This is a genomic window from Ancylobacter mangrovi, from assembly GCF_024752335.1.
Taxonomy (GTDB): Bacteria; Pseudomonadota; Alphaproteobacteria; order Rhizobiales; family Xanthobacteraceae; genus Ancylobacter; species Ancylobacter mangrovi.
Window position 1 is genome coordinate 168,042 of the sequence record NZ_JANTHY010000007.1, and the last position, 18,994, is coordinate 187,035.

General features: G+C 63.1%; 15 protein-coding genes and 3 pseudogenes. 13 read left to right on the plus strand and 5 right to left on the minus strand.

All coding sequences use genetic code 11. The features are described from left to right. Nucleotides 1–1,524 (plus strand): tripartite tricarboxylate transporter permease, encoded by a 1,524-nt coding sequence (locus tag NVS83_RS17995; protein WP_258740545.1) that lies wholly within the window; start codon nt 1–3, stop codon nt 1,522–1,524. Between the two features lie 62 nt (nt 1,525–1,586). Here the strand turns inward: NVS83_RS17995 and NVS83_RS18000 are convergent, their stop codons facing one another. Then, nucleotides 1,587–2,345: a GntR family transcriptional regulator gene (locus NVS83_RS18000; protein WP_258740546.1), complete on the minus strand. Its 759-nt coding sequence runs from the start codon at nt 2,343–2,345 to the stop codon at nt 1,587–1,589. A gap of 155 nt (nt 2,346–2,500) precedes the next feature. Next, entirely contained in the window at nt 2,501–3,586 is a 1,086-nt protein-coding gene (locus tag NVS83_RS18005; RefSeq protein ID WP_258740547.1) for a Gfo/Idh/MocA family protein, read from the minus strand. Nucleotides 3,587–3,827: 241 nt separating this feature from the next. Between NVS83_RS18005 and NVS83_RS18010 the strand changes: the two genes are divergently transcribed. The 11 genes and pseudogenes from NVS83_RS18010 to NVS83_RS18065 all read left to right on the plus strand — a co-directional run bounded on the left by NVS83_RS18010 (nt 3,828) and on the right by NVS83_RS18065 (nt 12,806). Then, nucleotides 3,828–4,409: a TetR/AcrR family transcriptional regulator gene (locus tag NVS83_RS18010; RefSeq protein WP_258740549.1), complete on the plus strand. Its 582-nt coding sequence runs from the start codon at nt 3,828–3,830 to the stop codon at nt 4,407–4,409. A gap of 136 nt (nt 4,410–4,545) precedes the next feature. Further along, a complete protein-coding gene (locus tag NVS83_RS18015; protein WP_258740550.1) occupies nt 4,546–5,034 on the plus strand; it encodes a hypothetical protein in 489 nt (162 codons plus the stop codon). Nucleotides 5,035–5,328: 294 nt separating this feature from the next. Further along, entirely contained in the window at nt 5,329–6,315 is a 987-nt protein-coding gene (locus NVS83_RS18020; protein ID WP_258740551.1) for a murein L,D-transpeptidase catalytic domain family protein, read from the plus strand. A 510-nt stretch (nt 6,316–6,825) separates the two neighbouring features. Continuing rightward, entirely contained in the window at nt 6,826–7,080 is a 255-nt protein-coding gene (locus tag NVS83_RS18025) for a type II toxin-antitoxin system RelE family toxin (protein WP_258740552.1), read from the plus strand. A gap of 17 nt (nt 7,081–7,097) precedes the next feature. Continuing rightward, nucleotides 7,098–7,469 (plus strand): helix-turn-helix domain-containing protein, encoded by a 372-nt coding sequence (locus tag NVS83_RS18030; RefSeq protein ID WP_258740553.1) that lies wholly within the window; start codon nt 7,098–7,100, stop codon nt 7,467–7,469. 647 nt (nt 7,470–8,116) lie between these two features. Then, entirely contained in the window at nt 8,117–8,671 is a 555-nt protein-coding gene (locus tag NVS83_RS18040; RefSeq protein ID WP_258740554.1) for a hypothetical protein, read from the plus strand. A gap of 271 nt (nt 8,672–8,942) precedes the next feature. Then, nucleotides 8,943–9,653: pseudogene (locus tag NVS83_RS18045) on the plus strand (tyrosine-type recombinase/integrase); the annotation flags it as partial. Nucleotides 9,654–9,794: 141 nt separating this feature from the next. Next, nucleotides 9,795–10,988, plus strand: a pseudogene (locus NVS83_RS18050) (IS91 family transposase). A gap of 535 nt (nt 10,989–11,523) precedes the next feature. Next, nucleotides 11,524–11,865, plus strand: a complete 342-nt coding sequence (locus tag NVS83_RS18055; RefSeq protein WP_258740555.1) for a hypothetical protein — start codon at nt 11,524–11,526, stop codon at nt 11,863–11,865. Further along, nucleotides 11,862–12,299, plus strand: a complete 438-nt coding sequence (locus NVS83_RS18060; protein ID WP_258740556.1) for a DUF1889 family protein — start codon at nt 11,862–11,864, stop codon at nt 12,297–12,299. Before NVS83_RS18055 ends, NVS83_RS18060 begins: the two co-directional genes overlap by 4 nt. Then, nucleotides 12,300–12,806: a hypothetical protein gene (locus NVS83_RS18065; RefSeq protein WP_258740557.1), complete on the plus strand. Its 507-nt coding sequence runs from the start codon at nt 12,300–12,302 to the stop codon at nt 12,804–12,806. Nucleotides 12,807–12,885: 79 nt separating this feature from the next. On the opposite strand, the gene NVS83_RS18070 is transcribed toward NVS83_RS18065, so the two are convergent. Continuing rightward, nucleotides 12,886–13,131, minus strand: a complete 246-nt coding sequence (locus tag NVS83_RS18070; protein WP_258740558.1) for a site-specific integrase — start codon at nt 13,129–13,131, stop codon at nt 12,886–12,888. A 140-nt stretch (nt 13,132–13,271) separates the two neighbouring features. Between NVS83_RS18070 and NVS83_RS18075 the strand changes: the two are divergent. Next, nucleotides 13,272–14,095 (plus strand): annotated as a pseudogene (locus NVS83_RS18075) (IS5 family transposase). Between the two features lie 265 nt (nt 14,096–14,360). Here NVS83_RS18075 and NVS83_RS18080 read toward each other — a convergent pair. Next, nucleotides 14,361–15,860, minus strand: a complete 1,500-nt coding sequence (locus tag NVS83_RS18080; RefSeq protein ID WP_258740559.1) for an argonaute/piwi family protein — start codon at nt 15,858–15,860, stop codon at nt 14,361–14,363. Next, a complete protein-coding gene (locus NVS83_RS18085; protein ID WP_258740560.1) occupies nt 15,853–18,672 on the minus strand; it encodes an SIR2 family protein in 2,820 nt (939 codons plus the stop codon). The genes NVS83_RS18080 and NVS83_RS18085 overlap by 8 nt, the downstream gene beginning before the upstream one ends. Nucleotides 18,673–18,994: the final 322 nt, after the last annotated feature.

Consider the following 18,994-nt stretch of genomic DNA (forward strand, 5'->3'; position numbering starts at 1 on the left):
ATGGACGCTCTGTTCGACAATTTCTTTCCCGCCGCCCTCATGGTGATGTCGCCGACCAGCCTATTCGTGATGCTGGCGGGCGTGATCGTCGGCACCATCATGGGTGCCCTGCCCGGCTTCGGCGCGGCGCAGGCGCTGGCGCTGATGTTCCCCTTCACCTTCACCATGAGCCCGGAAACGGGAACGCTGTTCTTCATCTCGATCTACGCGGCGGCCGAATATGGCGGCTCGATCCCCGCCATCCTGATCCGCACCCCCGGCACCACCGCCGCCGCGATCACCCTGCTCGACGGCTTCCCGATGGCGCGCCAGGGCAAGGCGCTGCGGGCGCTGCGGATTTCGCTCTATACCGGCATCGCCGGCAGCATCGCCTCAAGCATCATCTTCGTGTTCGCCGCTTCGCTGCTCGCCTGGATCGGCCTGCAGTTCGGCCCGAGCGAGATGTTCGCGGTCGGCGTGTTCGGCCTGTCGATGATCGGCAGCTTCTTCGGCAGCAGCCCGGTCAAGGGCTTCGTCGCCACCGGCATCGGCCTGTTCCTGGCGATGATCGGCAGCTCGGGCTTTGCCGGCCTGCGCTTCACCTTCGGGCTGGAATCGCTGATGGAGGGGCTGCCGCTGATCGTCGTCATCACCGGCCTGCTCGCCATGCCGGAGGTGTTCCGGCTTTTGATGGCGCGCAAGAGCGACCCGATGCCGGACGTCGACGCGCTCGGCCAGAGCGACCGCGAGCGCAACCATGTCGGCTGGAAGGACATGAGGAAGCTCACGCCCACCATGCTGCGCGCGACCGTGATCGGCACCGCGATCGGTGCCATCCCCGGCCCCGGTGCCACCGTGTCCTCGCTCGTCGCCTATAATGAGGAGCGGCGCATCTCGAAGCATCCCGAGAAGTTCGGCACCGGCCTCGACGAAGGCGTCGCCGCGCCGGAGACGGCCAACAACGCCATCGTCGCCGGCGCGCTCATCCCCTCGCTGGCGCTGGGCGTGCCCGGCTCGGGGGCGATCGCGGTGCTGCTCGGCCTGCTCATCTCCAAGGGCGTCGTTCCCGGCCCGCTGCTGTTCGAGCAGAACGGCCTGCTGGTGATGGCGGTGTTCATCGGCCTCATCGTCTCGGCGCTGATCATGCTGGCCGTCGGCATGGCCGGCATGCGGGTGTTCGCGATGATCGCGCGGGTGCCGCGCTACATCCTCGGGCCGTTCGTGCTGCTGCTGCTCATCATGGGCGTCTATGCCGAGGCCGGCTACGCGCCGCATGTGGTGATGGCGATCATGCTCGGCGCGGGGGCGTTCTGGATGGAGAAGATCGACATGCCGGTGATCCCGATCGTCCTCGCCTTCGTGATGGGGCCGGTGATCGAGTCGAACTTCAACCGAGCCATGGTGATCCATGGCGGCGATCTCGGCTTCTTCCTGACCCGGCCGATCACTGTCGGCCTGCTGCTGCTGTCGCTGACGACGGTGCTCCTCGCCTTCCGCCGTGCCCTCCGGGCGCGCCGCGAGACGACCCGCACCGCCGCCGCCTGACGCAGGGCCTCAGCCGGCCGGCATGTGACCGGCCGGCCGCTCTTCGTTCGGAGCGGCGCGCCTCAGCGCCGCTCGAACTCGATGTTGAGCGAGAACCGGTTTTCCGGGTGGACGGAATAGGTGACGAGGAACACCGCCCCGTCCGTCCCGCGGTAGCGGCGGATGATGATGAGGGCGGGATCGTCCTGCCGCGCCATCAGCGGCTCGGCGAGTTCGGGCGTGATGTGGCCGACGAAGATCTCGATCTGCGCATGGGCCGCGCGCACGCCCAGCGCCTCCTCGATCTGCCGGACCACCGGCGCGCCCTCGGGATTGGGGCGGTCGAGCACCCCCGCATAGGCGGGCAGGACATAGATGTCGAAATAGGCGATCGGCGTCTGCGACGAGCGTGTGCGCCGCAGCGCCTTCAGATGCACCCAGGGCTGGCCGACCTTGCACTTCAGGAGCATCGCCAGCTCCGGCGAGGCGACGATCCGGTCGACCCGCAGCGGCTGGCGATAGGTCTCGGAGGGGTACTGAAGCAGTTCCTCGATCGAGCTGAGCTTGTGCACGAAGGCGTCGCGCTTGCGGCTGGCGACGACGATCGTGCCGACGCCGGCACGCGCCTCGATCAGCCCGTCCTCGCGCAGCCCCGCCAGCGCCTGGCGCACGGTGAAGCGGCTGGCGGAGAAGCGTTCGCACAGCTCGTGCTCGGTCGGGAGCCGGGCGCCGACGGCATAGGTGCCGGCGCTGATCTCGCGGCGCAGCGTCGCCTCGATCTCCAGATAACGCGCGCCCCGCCCCGGCTGGCGCCCCGCCTGAGCCGAATCCGCGTCCGTCATGGCATCCTCGCTGGCATTCTTCGACCGCACACACGCCGGCCGCCGGATCCTCGCTTGCGGTTCGCGCGCCGGTCCGGCGGTAATTCTACCGGGCGGGCCGGGCGGGCGTCGAGGTCGCAAGCCGGCGAAAGGGCTGGCCGCCGAACCCTTCACCCTCACGAAGCGGCGATGGCCGCTCCTTTCAGATCGTTGATCTGGGCGATGGACTGGTTCGACAGCGGCAGATCGACCGGCTCGTTGATGGCGGCGGAGAGGTCGGCCGCCATGTAGGTCTCCATCACCATGCGGGCATGCTCGGGCTCAACCATCACCGGCCGCTGGCGCAGGATCGATTCGAGGAAATGGATCGTCTCCGGCCCCATCTGGCCGGCGAACACATGGTCCACCTGCTCGCCCGGCATGGTCGACATGGGAAAGCGCGTCCCCTCGCTCACCGTGCTGAGCCAGTTGTCGCGCTGCGTGTCGTCGAGGATGAGCGCGCCCTCGGTGCCGGTGATCTCGATCCAGGTGCCGCAATAATTGGGATAGGCGGGCGGCAGGTTCCACCCGCCGCCGATGACCACCAGCATGCCGTTGTCCATGGTGACGGTGGACCACATGCAGTCATAGGAGCCGTTCACCTCCTGCATGAAGCCATAGGCGCCCTGCGAATAGACCCGCACGGGCTTTGCCGGCTCCAGCAGCCAGAACACGAAGTCGAGGTCGTGGGTCGATTCCATCGCTGCGGGCGACAGCTTCACGCGCGAGGCGATCTTCTTGCCGAGATTGCGCGACAGGTGGCGGCTGACCATGACGTTGACCACCCGCCCCAGCGTGCCCTCGGCGATCTTCTTCTTGGCGTAGGCGATCTTCGGGTTGAAGCGCTGCGAATAGCCGATGGTGAACTTCACGCGGTTGCGGCGGGCGAGCTCGATCAGCTCGTTCGCCTCCCACAGCTCCATGGCGATGGGCTTCTCCAGCAGCACGTGCTTGCCGGCCCGCAGGCAGTCGCGGGCGATGGGGAAATGCGTGCTCTCGGGCGTGGTCGAGATGTAAACCACCTCGATCGCCGGATTTCCGACGATGTCCTGATAGTCGAGCGTCGCGCTCGCCGCGCCGGTGAGCTGGCGCACCACCTCCAGCCGGTCGGGCCGGATCTCGCAGATGTGCAGCCGGTCGACGAGGGCGGAGCGCGAGAGAGTCTCGGCACGGATCCCGCCGCACCAGCCCGTGCCGATGACCGCGACCTCAACCTGCCTCATAGCGCGCACCTCCCCCAACGGCGACTGATGTTTCAGCTATAATGTCCGTACAAATGACGGAAATCAATCCGCGTGCGACTAGTTGCTACGGATAGACCTCGAAATCATGTCCGGACTTATTTCGTCTCCAGATGCGCCATGCAGGCCCCGACAGAGAGCGACCCGCCAGCCCTGCCCTCGTCCCGCAACCTCTCATGGCTCGCGACGTTGACAAACTACCTACTAGTTGGTAGATAGAACCATGACCAACGCTTCCACCACCGCCGACGACATCCTCCGCTGCGCGCGATCGCTCATCGTCGCGGGCGGCTATAACAGCTTCAGCTATGCCGACATCTCGAAGGTGGTCGGCATTCGCAATGCGAGCATCCACCACCACTTTCCGGGCAAGGCGGATCTCGTGCGCGTGCTCGTCGCCCGCTACCGGCAGGAGGCCGAAGCGGGGATCGCCGAGCTGGAGCGCAACGTCGCCGCTCCGCTCGACCAGTTGCGCGCCTATGTCGGCTACTGGGAAGCGTGCATCACCGACATGAGCGCCCCGTTCTGCGTCTGCGCGCTGCTGGCGAGCGAGATTCCGGTGCTTCCCGAGGCCGTCGCGCTGGAAGTGCGGGCGCATTTCCGAATGCTTTCGGCCTGGCTTTCCTCCGTGCTGGACCGCGGTGCGAAGGACGGCAGCCTCCGGCTGACGACCGGCAGCGCCGATGCCGATGCCGAGATGTTCATGGCCACCGTCCATGGCGCGATGCTGTCCGCCCGCGCCTATGGCGACCCACTCACCTTCGGCACTGTCACCCGCCCCCTTCTGACCCGCCTCACCGCCTGAAGCCGGAGCCCGGCAAAGGACCGCGCGCTACGCTCCGTTGACCTACCAACCAGTAGATAGACAAACCAAACACCCGCGATGCCTTCCACATCGTCACGGCGTCCCCAACCTCCCCCTTGATGAAAGCGAATATCCCATGTTCGGAATCTCTCCGCTCGGCTGGGTCCACACGCTCGGCAGCCTGCCCGCCATCCCCGTCGCCGCCTACATGTTTGCCACCCACGGCCGGATCGTGCCCCGGTCGACGGCCGGCACCATCTATCTCGTGTCGATGCTGATCGGCGCGCTGACGGTCTTCCTGGTAGCGCATGAGCCGGTGAGCTACGTCATCGGCATCGCGACGCTGGCGATCCTCCTCGCCGGCTATGGCGCGCGGCCGGTCCTCGGCACGCGGCCGGTCGCCAGATATGTGGAAACGATCTGCCTCAGCCTTTCCGCCTTCCTGCTGATGCTGCCGACCGTCACCGAGGTCCTGCGCCGCGTGCCGGACGGCCATCCGCTGGTCACCGATCTCCATTCGCCGCTGCTGCTCGGCGCCCAGGGGAGCCTTCTGGTGATCCTCGTTCTCGGCCTGACCGCCCAGATCATCTATCTCGCGAGGCACCGCCGCATCGCCGCTGGCTAGCACGCCGATCCGCCGCCGGGCGACGTCGGGTCCGCCCTAGCTGCGGGCGCCTGGCCCGGTGGCGCTTCGTCGTCGCGGCTGCCGTGCCTCTGGAAGCCGAAGCCATCCGTGCAGGTCCCCTCGCTTCCGACCCGGGATCGCGCGGGCATCTGCGCAACCTGCCGCGATGCTCCTGTCGGTCGCCGCGGCGAGGCCGCCCCGAAGGGCCGCCTCCCGAAAACTGCTCCCGCCGGGTTAGTGCGACCGTCAAAATCGTCTACAACGACACTGCGTCGGACGGACGAGTTTTCTCCCATGACCACGATCTGGCTATCGCGCATCCTGTTCACCGCCCTCGCCGTCCTGGCGTGGCACGGCCCCGTTGCGGCGGCGCCGTCATCGAGCCCGCCCGCCTGGCTAAAGGCCCATATCGGCGAGGACGACGGCGAGATCGCGCCCGTGGTGCTGCAGAGGGCGCGGGCGCTCTATCTGCGGAAGGTGAGCGAGGGCAAAGTCCGCAATCCGTGCTATTTCGCCATGGACGCGACGCGCCCCGCCTATACCGGCAAGGGCGATCTGGGCCGCCGGTTCTACATCATCTGCGAAGCGCAAAAGTCCTTCCGCGCCGTCTCCTCCGGCCATGGCGGCGGGCGCAACCTGAAGGGCCTCGCGAATTTCGCGAACGGGCGGCAATGCGCGAAGAATTTCGGCAACGCGCAGGATTCGCTGCTGACCGCCGGTGGCGCCTATGTCACGGCGGAGATCAAGACCTCGTTCAAGGGCTATTACCGCACGGCGTCGGGCAAGGACGCGGTGCTGATGCGCTCCTTCGTGCAGTTCGACGGCGAGGGCGAGACGGCGAACGCCCGCGAAAGGGAGCTCGGCGGGCACGCAGCGCATCTGCTGCGAGCCTATTGCCGCCGCAAGAGCCCGAACAGCCCCTATGCCGGCGATGACGGCTACGTGCCGGTCGGCAAGCTGGTCGACTACGCGGCGGGCCGCAGCAATGGCTGCACGAGCTGGTCGGTGCCAGCCGCCGCCGACATCGTCCCGATGACGAAGGACCGGCCGACCACGCTCTACATCTACCCGGAATCCGAGGACATCGACGCCGTCGCGCAGGCCGTGACGGCGCACCGTTCGCTATCGGCCGCCGGCCTCTACTGGAACGCGACCTGCCTGAAGCAGATCGACGCGCCGAAATTCTGGTCGGCGGCCAGCCTCGAGCCGATCATCGCGCGCTACAAGAAAGCCCATCCGTCGCCACCGCCCCAGCCGCTGCCGATCTGCAAGGCCCCCTGAGGCGCGGCAGGCATCCGCGCGATTTTTGCGACGGCAAGCGGGGAAATCACCCGCGAGGGAGGGTCTTGCAGCCTCCCGCCGGGCGCAGCAAGGCCGCGCACTGAGCGCCCAAAATCACTCCCACTCGATCGTCAATAGGCTTCGGCGCGCATTGTATTTATTCATATTTCCGCCGATGCCTGAAATTGATACCAACAGTAATACCAACAGAACACAAGCTCAACTTTCTTAGATTATAAATAACCAGACTTACAATCACGATCGCATGCGCATCGTAAACGAACGGACGCAGAATACGAATTAAAAAGGAAGGTGGAAGGAAGGCAGCTTCCGCTTCGTCACCGATGTCAGCCGAGAGAACTTCACGTAGCGACATCCCCACGCTACCGTTGAGATTGCCCCTCTGACGGCGAAGGTCGGGGATAAATTCCCCGTCGGCGCGGAGATGCGAACTTTCGTGCGGAGCATTCCGCTATAGCTACGCCTATAGCAATATGCTATGCTCTGCCTATGAAAGAGATCGCCTACAGCAAAGACGCCCTACGCGTCCTGCGGAAGGTGCCTCGGAACGTCGCTGAGACGATCATGGGCAAGATCGCGCAGTATGCGGCCGATCCGACGAGTCTAGCGAACAACGTCAAGGCCCTGAAGGGTGAGCCGGGCACCTATCGACTGCGGATCGGCGACTGGCGCGTCGTCTTCACTGAAGATGGGCACGTGATCTCGATCATCCGGGTTGCCTCGCGCGGGAATGTATACGACTGAGGCCAAGGAGGGCCAGCATGACCACCCAGATTATCACCACCCCGGCCGGCGACCGTCTGGTTGTCCTGCCGGAGGCCGACTATGAAGCTCTCGTCGCCGCCGCTGAGGATGCCGCCGACATTGCGGCCGTGCGCCGTTTCAAGGAGCGCCTCGCCAGCGGCGAAGAGGAACTCGTGCCCGCTGCCATTGTCGATCGACTTGTGGCCGGGGAAAATGCCATCCGCGTTTGGCGGGAGCACCGTGGCCTGTCCGCCAGCTCGCTCGCCGAGAAAGCCGGCATCGCGCAGGCCTTCCTATCCCAGATCGAAACCGGCAAGCGCGACGGTACCGTGACAACCCTCAAGAAGATCGCCGACGCCCTGTCGGTTACGGTCGACGACTTGATCTGAGGGACTTGCCTGGCCGCCGCATTCAAGAGCGAAAAGAACTCGCAAATCGCAAGGCGTGACCCAGCTGATCCGCCCAAGACCCGGCGCGCCCTCAAGGAGGCGCTACAGGTCGGGCGTCAATCAGATGCCGTCGGCCTCTGGAAGCGCACTCCCGCGCCGCCACCGTTTTCGGGGATGAACTCAATTCCGGCGACTTCAAACGCCCGGCGCAGCGCATCAATCGTGACAGCATTCGCTATGATCGGACCGGATAGCGGCTCTAATCGCTTGATGGTCGCGAGAGACACTTTTGAGGCCTGAGCCAACGCCTTCTGATCCCATTTCAGGAGGGCTCGCGCAGCACGGATTTGGTCGCTTGTAAGCATCATTAATTAGGCCAATGGCATCATATGATGCTAAAAGAGTTGACGCTTGGTGTTCTTGGTATAGCCTCTGGTGAGGCTGCCTTCGCTCGGAAGGCACCCAAGATGGCTGTGCAGGGTGGTAGGACACCCCACACAGCCTAACCACAACCCAAGCTGTCTGGAGCTCGGATCATGGCTGATTCTGAGATTAGCACGAGTCTGTCCCGGCCATCCCGGAGAGACGTTTTCTCCGCCGCCCTAATGACAGTCGGCGGGACTTCCTTCAACAGTTCGGCTCTGGCCATGCCGCAGGATCACAGCAAAACGGATGCCGCCATCCTTGCCTGGAAAGCGTGGCGGGCCGCCCATCGGCGCACACTCGCCCTTTGCCGAAAGCAGCAGCGCCTTGAATCGGAGCTGGTGCGGACGATCGGATTTCCGCAGGTGGTTCTTGCTGCGGCTGAGTTGCCGTCCACGGTGCGGGTCAGCTCTCTGCGGCAGTTCGACGAGCTTGCGGTCGAATTGCCGTTCCTTCACTTACAGCGGGAGGAAATCGCTGCCGCGCTGCGCGCGCATCAACGGCGCTGGGACGACGCTGACCGCGCCATTGGCTACACCGCCACCAGACAGGAAGAGGCGGCAGCTTGCGCCGAGGAAGAACTCTTGATCGGGAGGCTCTTTGCAGCAGACGCCACCTCTTTGCATGGTCTCTCGGCGAAGCTTGACTTCCTCATTGCCGTCGGCGCCGACGGCGCCGAGGGCCGGCATTTTCCCTGGCCAGAGCTGCGGCGGATGCGCAGTGATGTTGCTCGCTTGATGCAGTTGCACCGTCACGATGCTGACGGCTTCACGGCTTGAAACAGTGCTCGTAAAGGGCCAGATCGCGTCAGGAGCGGGAGTTCGCTGCGGTAACGACGAATCGCGGGTTTGGGGGCCGGTGAACGAACCCGCTCGCGCGGGAGGGCGCCTGGAGTTGAGGTAGATAGCACAGGCCGAAGGTCAGGCCTCCATTGAGCGTCGCGCGGCAGCGGCAGAGCATGACGGGCTTCTTCAGCAAGGAGCCCGATCAATGCCCCATCCCGTTCTCGACGCACCCGTCAGCCCGCTGCGCCAGCGGCTGATCGATGACATGAACCTGCGGCGTTTCTCTCGCGAGACGCAGCGCAACTATCTCCGCGACATCGGACGCCTGGCGGCATTCCTCGGGCGTTCACCTGACACGGCGACCGCCGACGACCTGCGCCGGTTCCATATCGAGCAGCAGGAGGACGGCGTCCCCGTGCCGACGATGAACAGCATCGTGTCGGCGCTGCGCTTTCTCTTCATCCACACGCTCGACCGCCCGGACCTGGCGCGCAGGCTCGTCCGGCTGGCGCATCGGCGCAATTTGCCCGTGGTGCTGAGCCGCGATGAGGTGGTCCGGCTGCTCAACGCCACCACGTGCCTCAAGCATCAGGCTGCATTGTCGGTCGCCTATGGCGCTGGCCTGCGGGTCGCCGAGGTGTCGATGCTGAAGGTCGCCGACATCGACAGCGAACGCATGCTGCTGCGCGTCGAGCACGGCAAGGGCGGGCGCTATCGCAATGCCATGCTCTCCGAGGACCTGCTCACGCTGCTGCGTGAGTGGTGGAAGGTCGGACGCAGCAGGGCGTGATGCACCGTAATGGCTGGCTGTTCCCGGGACAGCACGCGATGAAGCCGATCAAGCACGCGACAGCTCTATCGCATCGTCGTCGAGGCGGCTCGGGCCGCCGATATCGCCAAGCGGGTCGGGCCGCACACGCTGCGCCACAGCTTCACGACGCACCTGCTGGAGGACGGCACCGACATCCGGATCATCCAGGTGTTGCTCGGGCATGCCAAGCTCAACAACACCGCGCTCTATGCGAAGGTCGCGACCAAAACGGTTCGCACGCTCACGAGCCCGCTCAACAAGCTGGGGCTGTTCAGGCCGACAGAGATCTCGCCCGGCGGCTGGGCCATGCGCGCCTCGGTCGAGGTCGCCGACATCTTCCGCGCAGCAGGGCCTGCCTACAGGGCCGCCCATTCAGGGCACCTGAGCCTCGCCTAGCTCAAGGTCATGTCGGCGATCAAGCATTGCCGCACCGCTGCCCTCGGCGGTCACGTCGAGGCCTGCGAGGACTGCGGCCAGTGGCGCATCGCCTACAACTCCTGCCGCAACCGGCACTGCCCGAAGTGCCAGGGCGCGGCGGCGCGGACGTGGCTTGCCGAGCGCGAGGCCGACCTGCTGCCGGTCGGATACTTCCACGTCGTGTTCACGCTGCCGGCCGAGGTCGCCGACATCGCGTTCCAGAACAAGGCGCTGGTCTACGACCTGCTGTTCAAGGCGGCGTCGGAGACGATGCTGACGGTTACCGCCGATCCCAGGCATCTCGGCTTACGCATCGGCATCACCGCCGTGCTCCACACCTGGGGTTCGGCGATGACCCACCATCCGCACGTGCACATGATCGTGCCGGGCGGCGGCATCGCGCCCTATGGAAGTCGATGGATCTCCTCGCGGCCGGCCTTCCTGCTTCCGGTGCGCGTGCTCGGCAAGCTGTTCCGAAGACTCTTCCTCACGCGGCTGCTCGCGCTGCACGACACCGGGTGGCTCGACTTCTTCGGGACCATGGTGCACCTGGTCGACCGCCGAACCTGCCTGCGTCACCTTGCTCCCGTTCGGGGGAAGCGATGGGTCGTCTATGCCAAGGCGCCATTCGCGGGACCGGAGGTGGTGCTCGCCTATCTGTCGCGATACACCCACCGGGTGGCGATCTCGAACGGTTGCCTGATCGCCTTCGACGCGACCGGCGTCACCTTCGGCTACAAGGACTACCGCCGCGACGGCGCGGACCGCCAGCAGATCATGACACTCGCGGTCGATGAGTTCATCCGCCGCTTCCTGTTCCATGTCCTGCCACGCGGCGTCCATCGCATCCGGCACTACGGCCTACTCGCCGGCTCCGACCGCAAGGCCAGCCTCGCGCTTGCCGGCGAACTCCTGGATGTCGCCGCGCCGCCCGCCACCCGCGTCTCCGACGAACCGGAGGACTTGCGCCCGCCATGCCGCTGCTGCGGCGGACGCATGATCATTATCGAGACGTTCGAACGCTGGAGACAGCCACGCGGGCCGCCGCACGCGTCGGCGACGGACCGAGAGACCGACCCATGACCCGGAATGGCATGGTCGAACCTTCAGCCGCAGGCGCCCAGTCGCCGGCAACGGACCCCCGCGCGTCCATCGTCAATATTGCAGCCGACAGGGTCGCAAAGAGCCTCGTCCGGGATCGGCTGGACCGCGTGCAGGCACAACGAACCGGCCTCTCCGCATCCATCCCCACGCTTCCCAGCGGCGGGAGCACCATCGCCGACATCGACCGCAGATCGAAATCCCCATAGCCGTCGACTGTGCCCCGCGCGCTCCTTCCTCGGGGACTTTCGTACGCCTGCCGGCGCCCGAAACTCTTCACGGACGCGGGCTGGCCGGTTTTGGCCGCCGCTGTGCCGATAGCCGCCGTTCTGCAGCCGACCTCATTGCGGCCATTTCAAGGTCGATGGCGTCTTCTCGAAAGCTGAAATCCTAGCGCACCACGCGCTCTAAATGAACATATCTGAATGCCGACTGTCGGCATCCAGCCATGATAGACCGAGGCTGTCACTCTGGATAAGCTCTCAATTCAGTTCTCAGGCGTTCGCGGAGCGTTCTCATGTTACATCCGATCCGTGTCGTGGTCCCGATCGACTGCCACGACCCGTCTGCATGGACGACCGCGCTCGCTTATGCTCATGCGATCGGAGCGAAGGCACAACCCCCGGCGAGCGAATACATCCTGCTGACCCATACTAAGCAGCAGCTGATCCAGACCTCGCTGGGTAATCATATTGGAGAGACCAACGCCAAAGCACTTCTGGCGAACAAGGGCATTGGCGTACCCGGGGGTGGCCAACTCCGTCACGCCACGCTCCAGACGCTGCGCGGCTCGGCTCGGCTCGGCTCGGCTCGGCTCGGCAGTCCGTTATCATCGCGTACTTCGGGGAAGACAAGATGATGGAGAAGGTCGATGGTCTGGCCGGACTCATCGGTGTTGTGGTGGTGCCAGAGTTCCCAGGCGAGGTCGACGCCTGGAGCGCGCGCTGGACGCCTGTCGTGCATGGTCAGCAGTCGACTGCCCCGGTCAAGCTGATCTCCGATACGGTGGTCAAGAAAGCGCTTCAGGGCCTCTCGGAATGGGTGAACCTCTCCCATGCGGTTATGAACCCGCGCGACAAGGAGCATGCAAACGAGACGCTTCGCATCCTCCGGGCAAAAGGCCACATCCTCGACCCTGATAAGGTAAAATCGTGGGCGATCCAGAATGGCTGGAAGCCAACGGCGGCCGATGAACTGGCAAAGCTCGCTGCCAAAATCCAGGCGCTAAAGTCAAAGCCGTCGATCAGTGACTTTTACAACGCCCACGGCAAATATCAGAGCTGGAACGACTAGGTGGCGCGCGACAAAGGAGACGCGATCGCTAGCTTCACCGAACTCTACCAGCGGATGGTCGGCGACAGGCCATTCGTCGGCGCTCTGCTCACGGGGCACCTGGCGGTTGAGTTCTTGCTGAGACAACTCGTGCGCCAGTACGATCCAAAGCTCGTGGAGCATAGCGATACGTTGCGCCACCATGCGCTAATCGCGCTCAACCGGCAGCTTGGGACCATCAGTGATGTGCAGCACGAGGTGCTGATCTCGATCAACACGCTGCGCAACAGGCTTGCGCACCAGATCAGCTACGAGCCAACCCTCAACGAGTTGTTGCAGTTGTGGAGGCGAGCGGCCCAGGCCTTTTCCGACCTGACCGACGGAATCTCCCAAGGGATCGAGGCGCTCGAAGCGGCGGCGAACCTCACCGAGGTAGAAGATTGGGTCTTCGCCGAGCTGTTCGTCCAGATCAGCTACGATCTCCACGAGGAGTATGTCTCGCGGGGTGGAGACTGGGAGGAGTTCTGACTCAACTGTGATAGGTCTTCGCCGCTCAAGAGGTAGGAATGAGCGCGTCGAAGCGGCCATCCGCCTACCTCGGATGTGCTCATGTGGTGCACGTGATCGATCCCACTCGGAAAGGCATAATCCTCAACGGTCCCGCCGAGCCGATCAAGCCAGCCAGCGGGCTCGCTCTCACGTCGCCGGTGATGTCGAACTGGACCGGCCGCCACGTCTTCTGCTGCACAACGATCGCGCGAGTCCTGATCTCCTGACCGGCGACCACATCATGGATCCTGATCTTGACCAGGTCGCAGCCGTGAAGCTTGCTGTCGGTTGCCAGATCGAACATTGCACGGTCACGAACGCGTCCTTCGTGATCGAGGAAGAATCTAATTGCCCAGATCTTTTTCTGGGTGAAAGGACACTTGGTGCTTAGAGTCCGTTTGAGAATGTGTTGAGCCGCCGGCTTTGGCGTGATTCAAGCTCGGGATGTGGACCCGAACGAGCCGTAGCCGGATGGCTAAATTCGAGAAGCGATCGAAGCGCTATCCGACCGATCTGACCGATGAGGAATGGCAGTTCATCCAGCCATTCCTGCCGCCGCTGCCCAAGCGGGGGCGCAAGCCGACAACAGATCTTCGTGCGGTGCTTGATGCGCTGCGCTATCTTGCCCGGACCGGCGGCGGCTGGCGGATGTTGCCGAATGATTTTCCGCCCTGGCAGACGGTCTACTGGTGGTTTCGGCGCTTCGTCCGCCGGCTGTTGTTCCGCACGATCCACGACGTCGTTGTGATGCTCGACCGTGAGCGTCAGGCCGCGAGGCGAGCCCGTCCGCCGCAGTCGTGGACAGCCAGTCGATCAAGGCTCCCGCCGCGGAAAAGCGTGGGTTCGACGCCGGCAAGAAGGTCGTCGGCCGCAAGCGCCATATTGCCGTGGACACTGACGGCCGGTTGCTGATGGTCAACCTCACCACCGCGGACATCTCCGACAGTGCCGGAGCCCAAAGCATCGTTGCCGCCATCCGTACGCGTTGGCCCTGGCTCAAGCACCTGTTCGCCGATGGCGCCTACGATCGTACCCGTCTCATGGACGCCGCCGCCTATCGCGACTTCGTCCTGGAGATCGTCCGTCGCACCGACAAAGACTCGGGATTCAAGCTCTTACCCCGGCGATGGGTGGTCGAGCGCACCTTCGGCTGGATGACCCGCTGGCGCCGCCTCGTGCGCGATTACGAGCAGCGCCTCGATGTCTCACAGGCCATGATCCACCTCGCCCTCGGCAGCCTCATGCTCCGCAGGCTCGTAAACCCCTGACAATTTTCAAACGGACTCTTACCTTCTTTCCGGCATTCAAAGCTGCACGCTCGCGGCTGGCATCATCCAGAATGGCCCTTGTGAATCCCTCGGCCTTGATTGGCCGAGTATGAAATGCGCGAATCCCAACTATTCAAGAGCAGGGTGCGGAATGGCAAGTCTGGGTTTTCCGGGGCGGATAGCTGCCGGCCCGCCACGTCATGGAGGTTGTACAAACGCCGCCAGCTTCTTGGGCTCGATATTTTAATTGGAGTATCCACTCATACTAAACGAAATATCGAAATGAGGTTTCGTCTGGGTCCTGCTCTCCATACTCATTAAGAATACCGCCGACTCGTCGAGCAAAAGAGAGCGTTACAGGCCATTTTCCTCGAATATCTGCTGTGTTCCAGTTCATTCGTGTTAAGTTGAAGATGTCAGTCGCCGCATCCAAGGGATCCTCGGAGCCAATCGAGCGCACTTCGAATGGCTGCGGGATATGCGGGCCGGGATAAGTCTCGATCTCCGGAATATAGCCAGATGTGTAGAGAAATGTCCGCGCTCCGTTCACCATGCAGATCGTTCCCACCTTTGGCGGATACATACCGAAGCGCACGAGGCGGAATGCGCTCGGAATCATTGTCACGAGACTAACGATCGGAATGTCTCCGAGTGCCGCACGAAAGCCCCTGATCTCCGCCTGGTCAAACTGGCTGGTCTTGTGGATCACTAATCGAAGCGGAGAGCGACCCGTACGCGCCCCATATTCCGCGATGATGCGCTCGCCGAGATCATAAGCTTGATCCTCGGAAAGATGCACGTTCAGGCGCTGATCTGCCTCGGCGGGTACGCCCGTGCCTCGGATCGCGAAGCCTTCGCCTTCGCTAGAGAAAGCTTGGGCGAGGCTTGACTGCACCACGTGGCGCTGCTTCGTCCGGTAATGATGGAAGCTTATCCCGACGAAGCAGGTTTCCGGTCCGGGCGGACTCAACCGCCAAGGAACGCCGCCTGCCTTGTAATATAAGCCAACCGAGAAGTTCCAGGCACGGGTGGCGGGATCCTCGCTCTTGGGCCCATCCTCAAGCAACCGTGGTGTGACGATCTGGATCGGCAGCCGCGCCGCCAAGGCCCTGGCCTTGAGTGCATGCCTTAGATCGCGTTTGAGAAAATCATCCTCGCTTTCCTCGACTTCATCGAGCAGGTCAAAGAAATCGGTCTGCCGACTGGCACGAGCCTTTCGGATCGCCTTTGCCCGCTCTCGCTCGGCCTCGGTGTTTTGGCGCTCCACCGTTCTGCACTTGTCGAGCACGCTCTGTGGTAGGCAGATCAAAACGACATCGGGACGATTCACGTCTCGGCTAGCGAGGCGCTGAAGAATCGCATCGTAAAGATCTACCATCGTCTGAAAGCGCTCAAACGCGTCGTTGCTCGCGAGTGCCCGCTCGATCGGATCACCGCCTGCGTCAGCCAGCGCTATAGACAGATGCGTGGAATAGACCAGCTTCTTGCGGAATACCTTCGAAAAACCCGGAAACGGTCGTCGCAGCGACGTGGCTGGGCCTAGTGCCGGTATTCCGGCCGCGCAGCGGGTCAGCCATTTCTGGGCACTGTCGATCATTTCCGTGGGGCCGATCACACCGACATGAATCGAATCCTTCCGGGCGGCCCCGAACCGGAGATCGAAGGGGCCTGCGCTTTCAAGACCCGATTTGGGGTCGGAGGTAGATGCGGCCCCACCGAATTGCAGAGGAGGTGAGCGAAGCTCGAAGAGCGACAGCTCAGTCATCGTCGCCACCCTGCTCAGATGCGCTTGCTGGCTCGAGTTCCTGGAGATCGTCTAGCTCGACCATATCGGCCAATGCTGAGAGCTCCCTATCAAGCTCGTCGAGCTCATCGGGGTCGCTTTGAATGGTTGCAAGCTCGTCAAACGCGTTGGAGTTCAAGGAGGCGCCGGGAAGCTGGTTGCTCATGACAATGTTGGGAGCGAACCGGGCTAGGTCATCGCCCACATCCGGCTGGAGCGAGAACAGCCCCTCCGTCTGTTGCGCCAACATGGCCTGCCAGAAAGCCAGGTCATTGTGGACACTTGAATTGAAATCCTTCGCAGCGCGGCGTGTCGACAAGCTATTTATGAGGTCATTGCCGATCAGCCGGCCGAAGCCGTTTCGCGTGAACGCGTAGCCCGGCGAGAGGACAACGCACCACTCGGTGCCATAGGGCGCGACTGAGATCGAAAGCGCCTTGTGCTCGTAATAGGAGACTTCGCCTGAATCCCGCTTGGTCCGCGCCTTAACCACCGTCCTCGTGGCCCGTTTATAACGCGCCTTGTAGGTGATTCGACGTTCCTGCTCCTCCTCAAAACGCGGAAAATGGGCGCGCTTACGCTTAAAATCGATCTGCATCCCAAGCGCCCGGCAATGTCCAAGCACCGCGTCGACGAGGAGTTTGATCAGAATATTCTCCCCGTTGGGAATATCCATTAGTTCTTCGGGCGTGATCGTCTCGACATCCCCCGGATCGAACGGCGTCACCAGCGCGTCGGTGATCTCATCGAGGTTGTAGAGTGTGTAAAAGCGGCCATCCTGCACATATCCGGACGGCACCGGGAGATCGCCTGCGGCGCGAAACAGCCCCCCCGTATAGGTCGCGGTCGTCCCGGCATGCCAGATACGATCGGGCATCGTGTGGATGGATAGAAGGTTTGTGGTGAAACGTGTGACCTGCGATTCATCCGCGATGGCGGTGTTGGTGATATCGTCAACGGCCTCCGGCCGTGACCGCATCTCCACGGTGAACGCCTTGTTCTCGTCCGCTGGACCGAAATCCACGTCGCCATTGTTGTTGATGGTCTCCTTCCACATGTCCGACAGACCGGATCCCGTGTGATCCATCTGGCCGCCACCGTAGAAGAGATCGGAGATGACCGGATTCCGGTAGCCCTTGATGCTGCGCCGGCCAGCCTTGATGAGCGCCTGAAGTTCTTGGTCGTAAATCTGCGCAGCGACCGTATCGACAAGGCCACCGGGGCTCCGGGTGACGATCCGCTCGGGCGTCACCACGATCTCCACCGGATCGGGGCAGCCATAGTCCCGATGCACCAACGCGTTCACGATCATCTCCTTGAGCGCCAATGGGCTGTAGGAGCGGACCTGCCGCGACACCTCCTGCTTCAAGCGAAACTGCCGGTTGACGCGCGATAGCAGCTCGGTGAGTTGGTCGAGCTGCGACCACAGATTGCCGCGGATCTCCACTTCGACTAGAGAGCGTTCCTCGTCCGCTTCGTGTAGGAGATCGATGTCCTCGCCTAGGCATTGACGCAGCCACGTCGCTGGCCCGACCGCGCGGAAGCGTACGAATGCGCCGGGTATCAGTCGCGTCGGATCATTGGAGAACAGCAACCAACCCGCCATCGTCGGAACGGTCGCATTGGCATTGTCGAAGAGCAGGTTAAAGGTGGTTGCAATCCGGAGTGTCCAGTCTTCCTCGTAAGAGTCCGGCGCCCAGTTGTTGAGGACGGCGGCATATTCACGGAGGCGGGTGAACAGCAGGATGCGATCGATGCCATCGAGAAGCCCGCCGCCAATCGGGGTCATGTCGAGCGGCAACTCGGGCGGCCTATAGCCGTGGCTGCGACGAGTCGGTTGCGCCCCTTCGAGCACCAGCCGATTGTATAATTCGATCTCAAAAAGATCGTCAAAGCCCGAAATTGGCACCTTGGTGAAATTGCCGCCGATAGCCGACGCTAGCTCTGAGACCATCGGCGGCATCGGCGCATCGACCTCTCGGTCCAGCACGCACCAGTAGATCCCGTGATAGAATTTGTTGGTGTAGCCGATATTATCTAGGAAGAGGCCGCGCATAACCGAAGGTTCGGCGCCACGATACCCGACGACGATGATGGGGTGGTCGCGAAGCAGCGGCCGCACGCGCTCGACAATCTCACTGTCCATGTCCTGGACGTCGATTGCCAGATTCTTGTCAGTCAGATGCTCAACCGAGCCGTGCAGATAAACGAGCTGCGGGTTTTCCGGCGCGGAGGATAAACGGACTAGGTCCGACGGTGTCTTGATCGCCACGAGATGGTGGGGCCGCGTCACCAGCACGCGGGCGTTCTGGATGCATTCGTCGAAGTTTGTCGTGAGGACGGTAGTTATCCAGCCCTGATGCAGGATGTTGGCGAGGCCTCTGTAGCCCCGATTGGGATGCACGGGTGGATGGATCATGTCCTCGAAGAAGACGCGCCGGTCATTTGCGACGTTCAACAGGTGTTTGACGGCGTCCGGGTAAAGCTCTGCGAGGTGACCATCTGCTGAAAACCAAGGCTGTCCGGTCAACCAAGGCCAATAATCCGCACGGCGGACGCTTGGATCGCTCGGCAGGCGATCGTTGTCCAGACACCACCGCCATTTGGCAATTCTCTCGACAGCTTCGCCGGCAGCTGGGATTCCTGATGAGATAGATGCCCCCGCTCCCAGCAGAAGAATAGGCTCGGGCTGTCCACGAAGCAGCGATCGTAGCCGGCCCGGTACGGCGCGCCGGATCTCGGTCGAGATACTTTGGGAAGCAGGATCACTGCCTGTCAAGCGACTGTCTTTCACCAATGGATCTCGTCGAACAAATGCCGAACATATATCTGCGCGATGCCGCCCATAAAAGAAAGCCCTAAGCCGGCTGTCGGGTGAATGTCCGCTTGCAAGCGCAGAGGACGTCACGATGCAAGATCGAAAGATGGTTCGCATCGCCGGCCCACAGTCCCCGGCCTACCCGGTCAGCCTTTTGGGGAGTTCACGGACAGTGGTAGCGGAGGCACGAGCAAGTCCCTGTTTAGAAGTGCATGACCGATCAATTCTCCCGCGACCGCTCCAAAAAGCTGGCCACGATTTACGAAGTCTTTCGCACTGCGCACGACGCCCACCGTCC

What these genes read in the sequence shown, in the direction of transcription:
- NVS83_RS17995 (WP_258740545.1), top strand. Translation starts at nt 1, where the DNA reads ATGGACGCTCTGTTCGACAATTTCTTTCCCGCCGCCCTCATGGTGATG.
- NVS83_RS18000 (WP_258740546.1), bottom strand. Translation starts at nt 2,345, where the DNA reads ATGACGGACGCGGATTCGGCTCAGGCGGGGCGCCAGCCGGGGCGGGGC.
- NVS83_RS18005 (WP_258740547.1), bottom strand. Translation starts at nt 3,586, where the DNA reads ATGAGGCAGGTTGAGGTCGCGGTCATCGGCACGGGCTGGTGCGGCGGG.
- NVS83_RS18010 (WP_258740549.1), top strand. Translation starts at nt 3,828, where the DNA reads ATGACCAACGCTTCCACCACCGCCGACGACATCCTCCGCTGCGCGCGA.
- NVS83_RS18015 (WP_258740550.1), top strand. Translation starts at nt 4,546, where the DNA reads ATGTTCGGAATCTCTCCGCTCGGCTGGGTCCACACGCTCGGCAGCCTG.
- NVS83_RS18020 (WP_258740551.1), top strand. Translation starts at nt 5,329, where the DNA reads ATGACCACGATCTGGCTATCGCGCATCCTGTTCACCGCCCTCGCCGTC.
- NVS83_RS18025 (WP_258740552.1), top strand. Translation starts at nt 6,826, where the DNA reads ATGAAAGAGATCGCCTACAGCAAAGACGCCCTACGCGTCCTGCGGAAG.
- NVS83_RS18030 (WP_258740553.1), top strand. Translation starts at nt 7,098, where the DNA reads ATGACCACCCAGATTATCACCACCCCGGCCGGCGACCGTCTGGTTGTC.
- NVS83_RS18040 (WP_258740554.1), top strand. Translation starts at nt 8,117, where the DNA reads ATGCCGCAGGATCACAGCAAAACGGATGCCGCCATCCTTGCCTGGAAA.
- NVS83_RS18055 (WP_258740555.1), top strand. Translation starts at nt 11,524, where the DNA reads ATGTTACATCCGATCCGTGTCGTGGTCCCGATCGACTGCCACGACCCG.
- NVS83_RS18060 (WP_258740556.1), top strand. Translation starts at nt 11,862, where the DNA reads ATGATGGAGAAGGTCGATGGTCTGGCCGGACTCATCGGTGTTGTGGTG.
- NVS83_RS18070 (WP_258740558.1), bottom strand. Translation starts at nt 13,131, where the DNA reads ATGTTCGATCTGGCAACCGACAGCAAGCTTCACGGCTGCGACCTGGTC.
- NVS83_RS18080 (WP_258740559.1), bottom strand. Translation starts at nt 15,860, where the DNA reads ATGACTGAGCTGTCGCTCTTCGAGCTTCGCTCACCTCCTCTGCAATTC.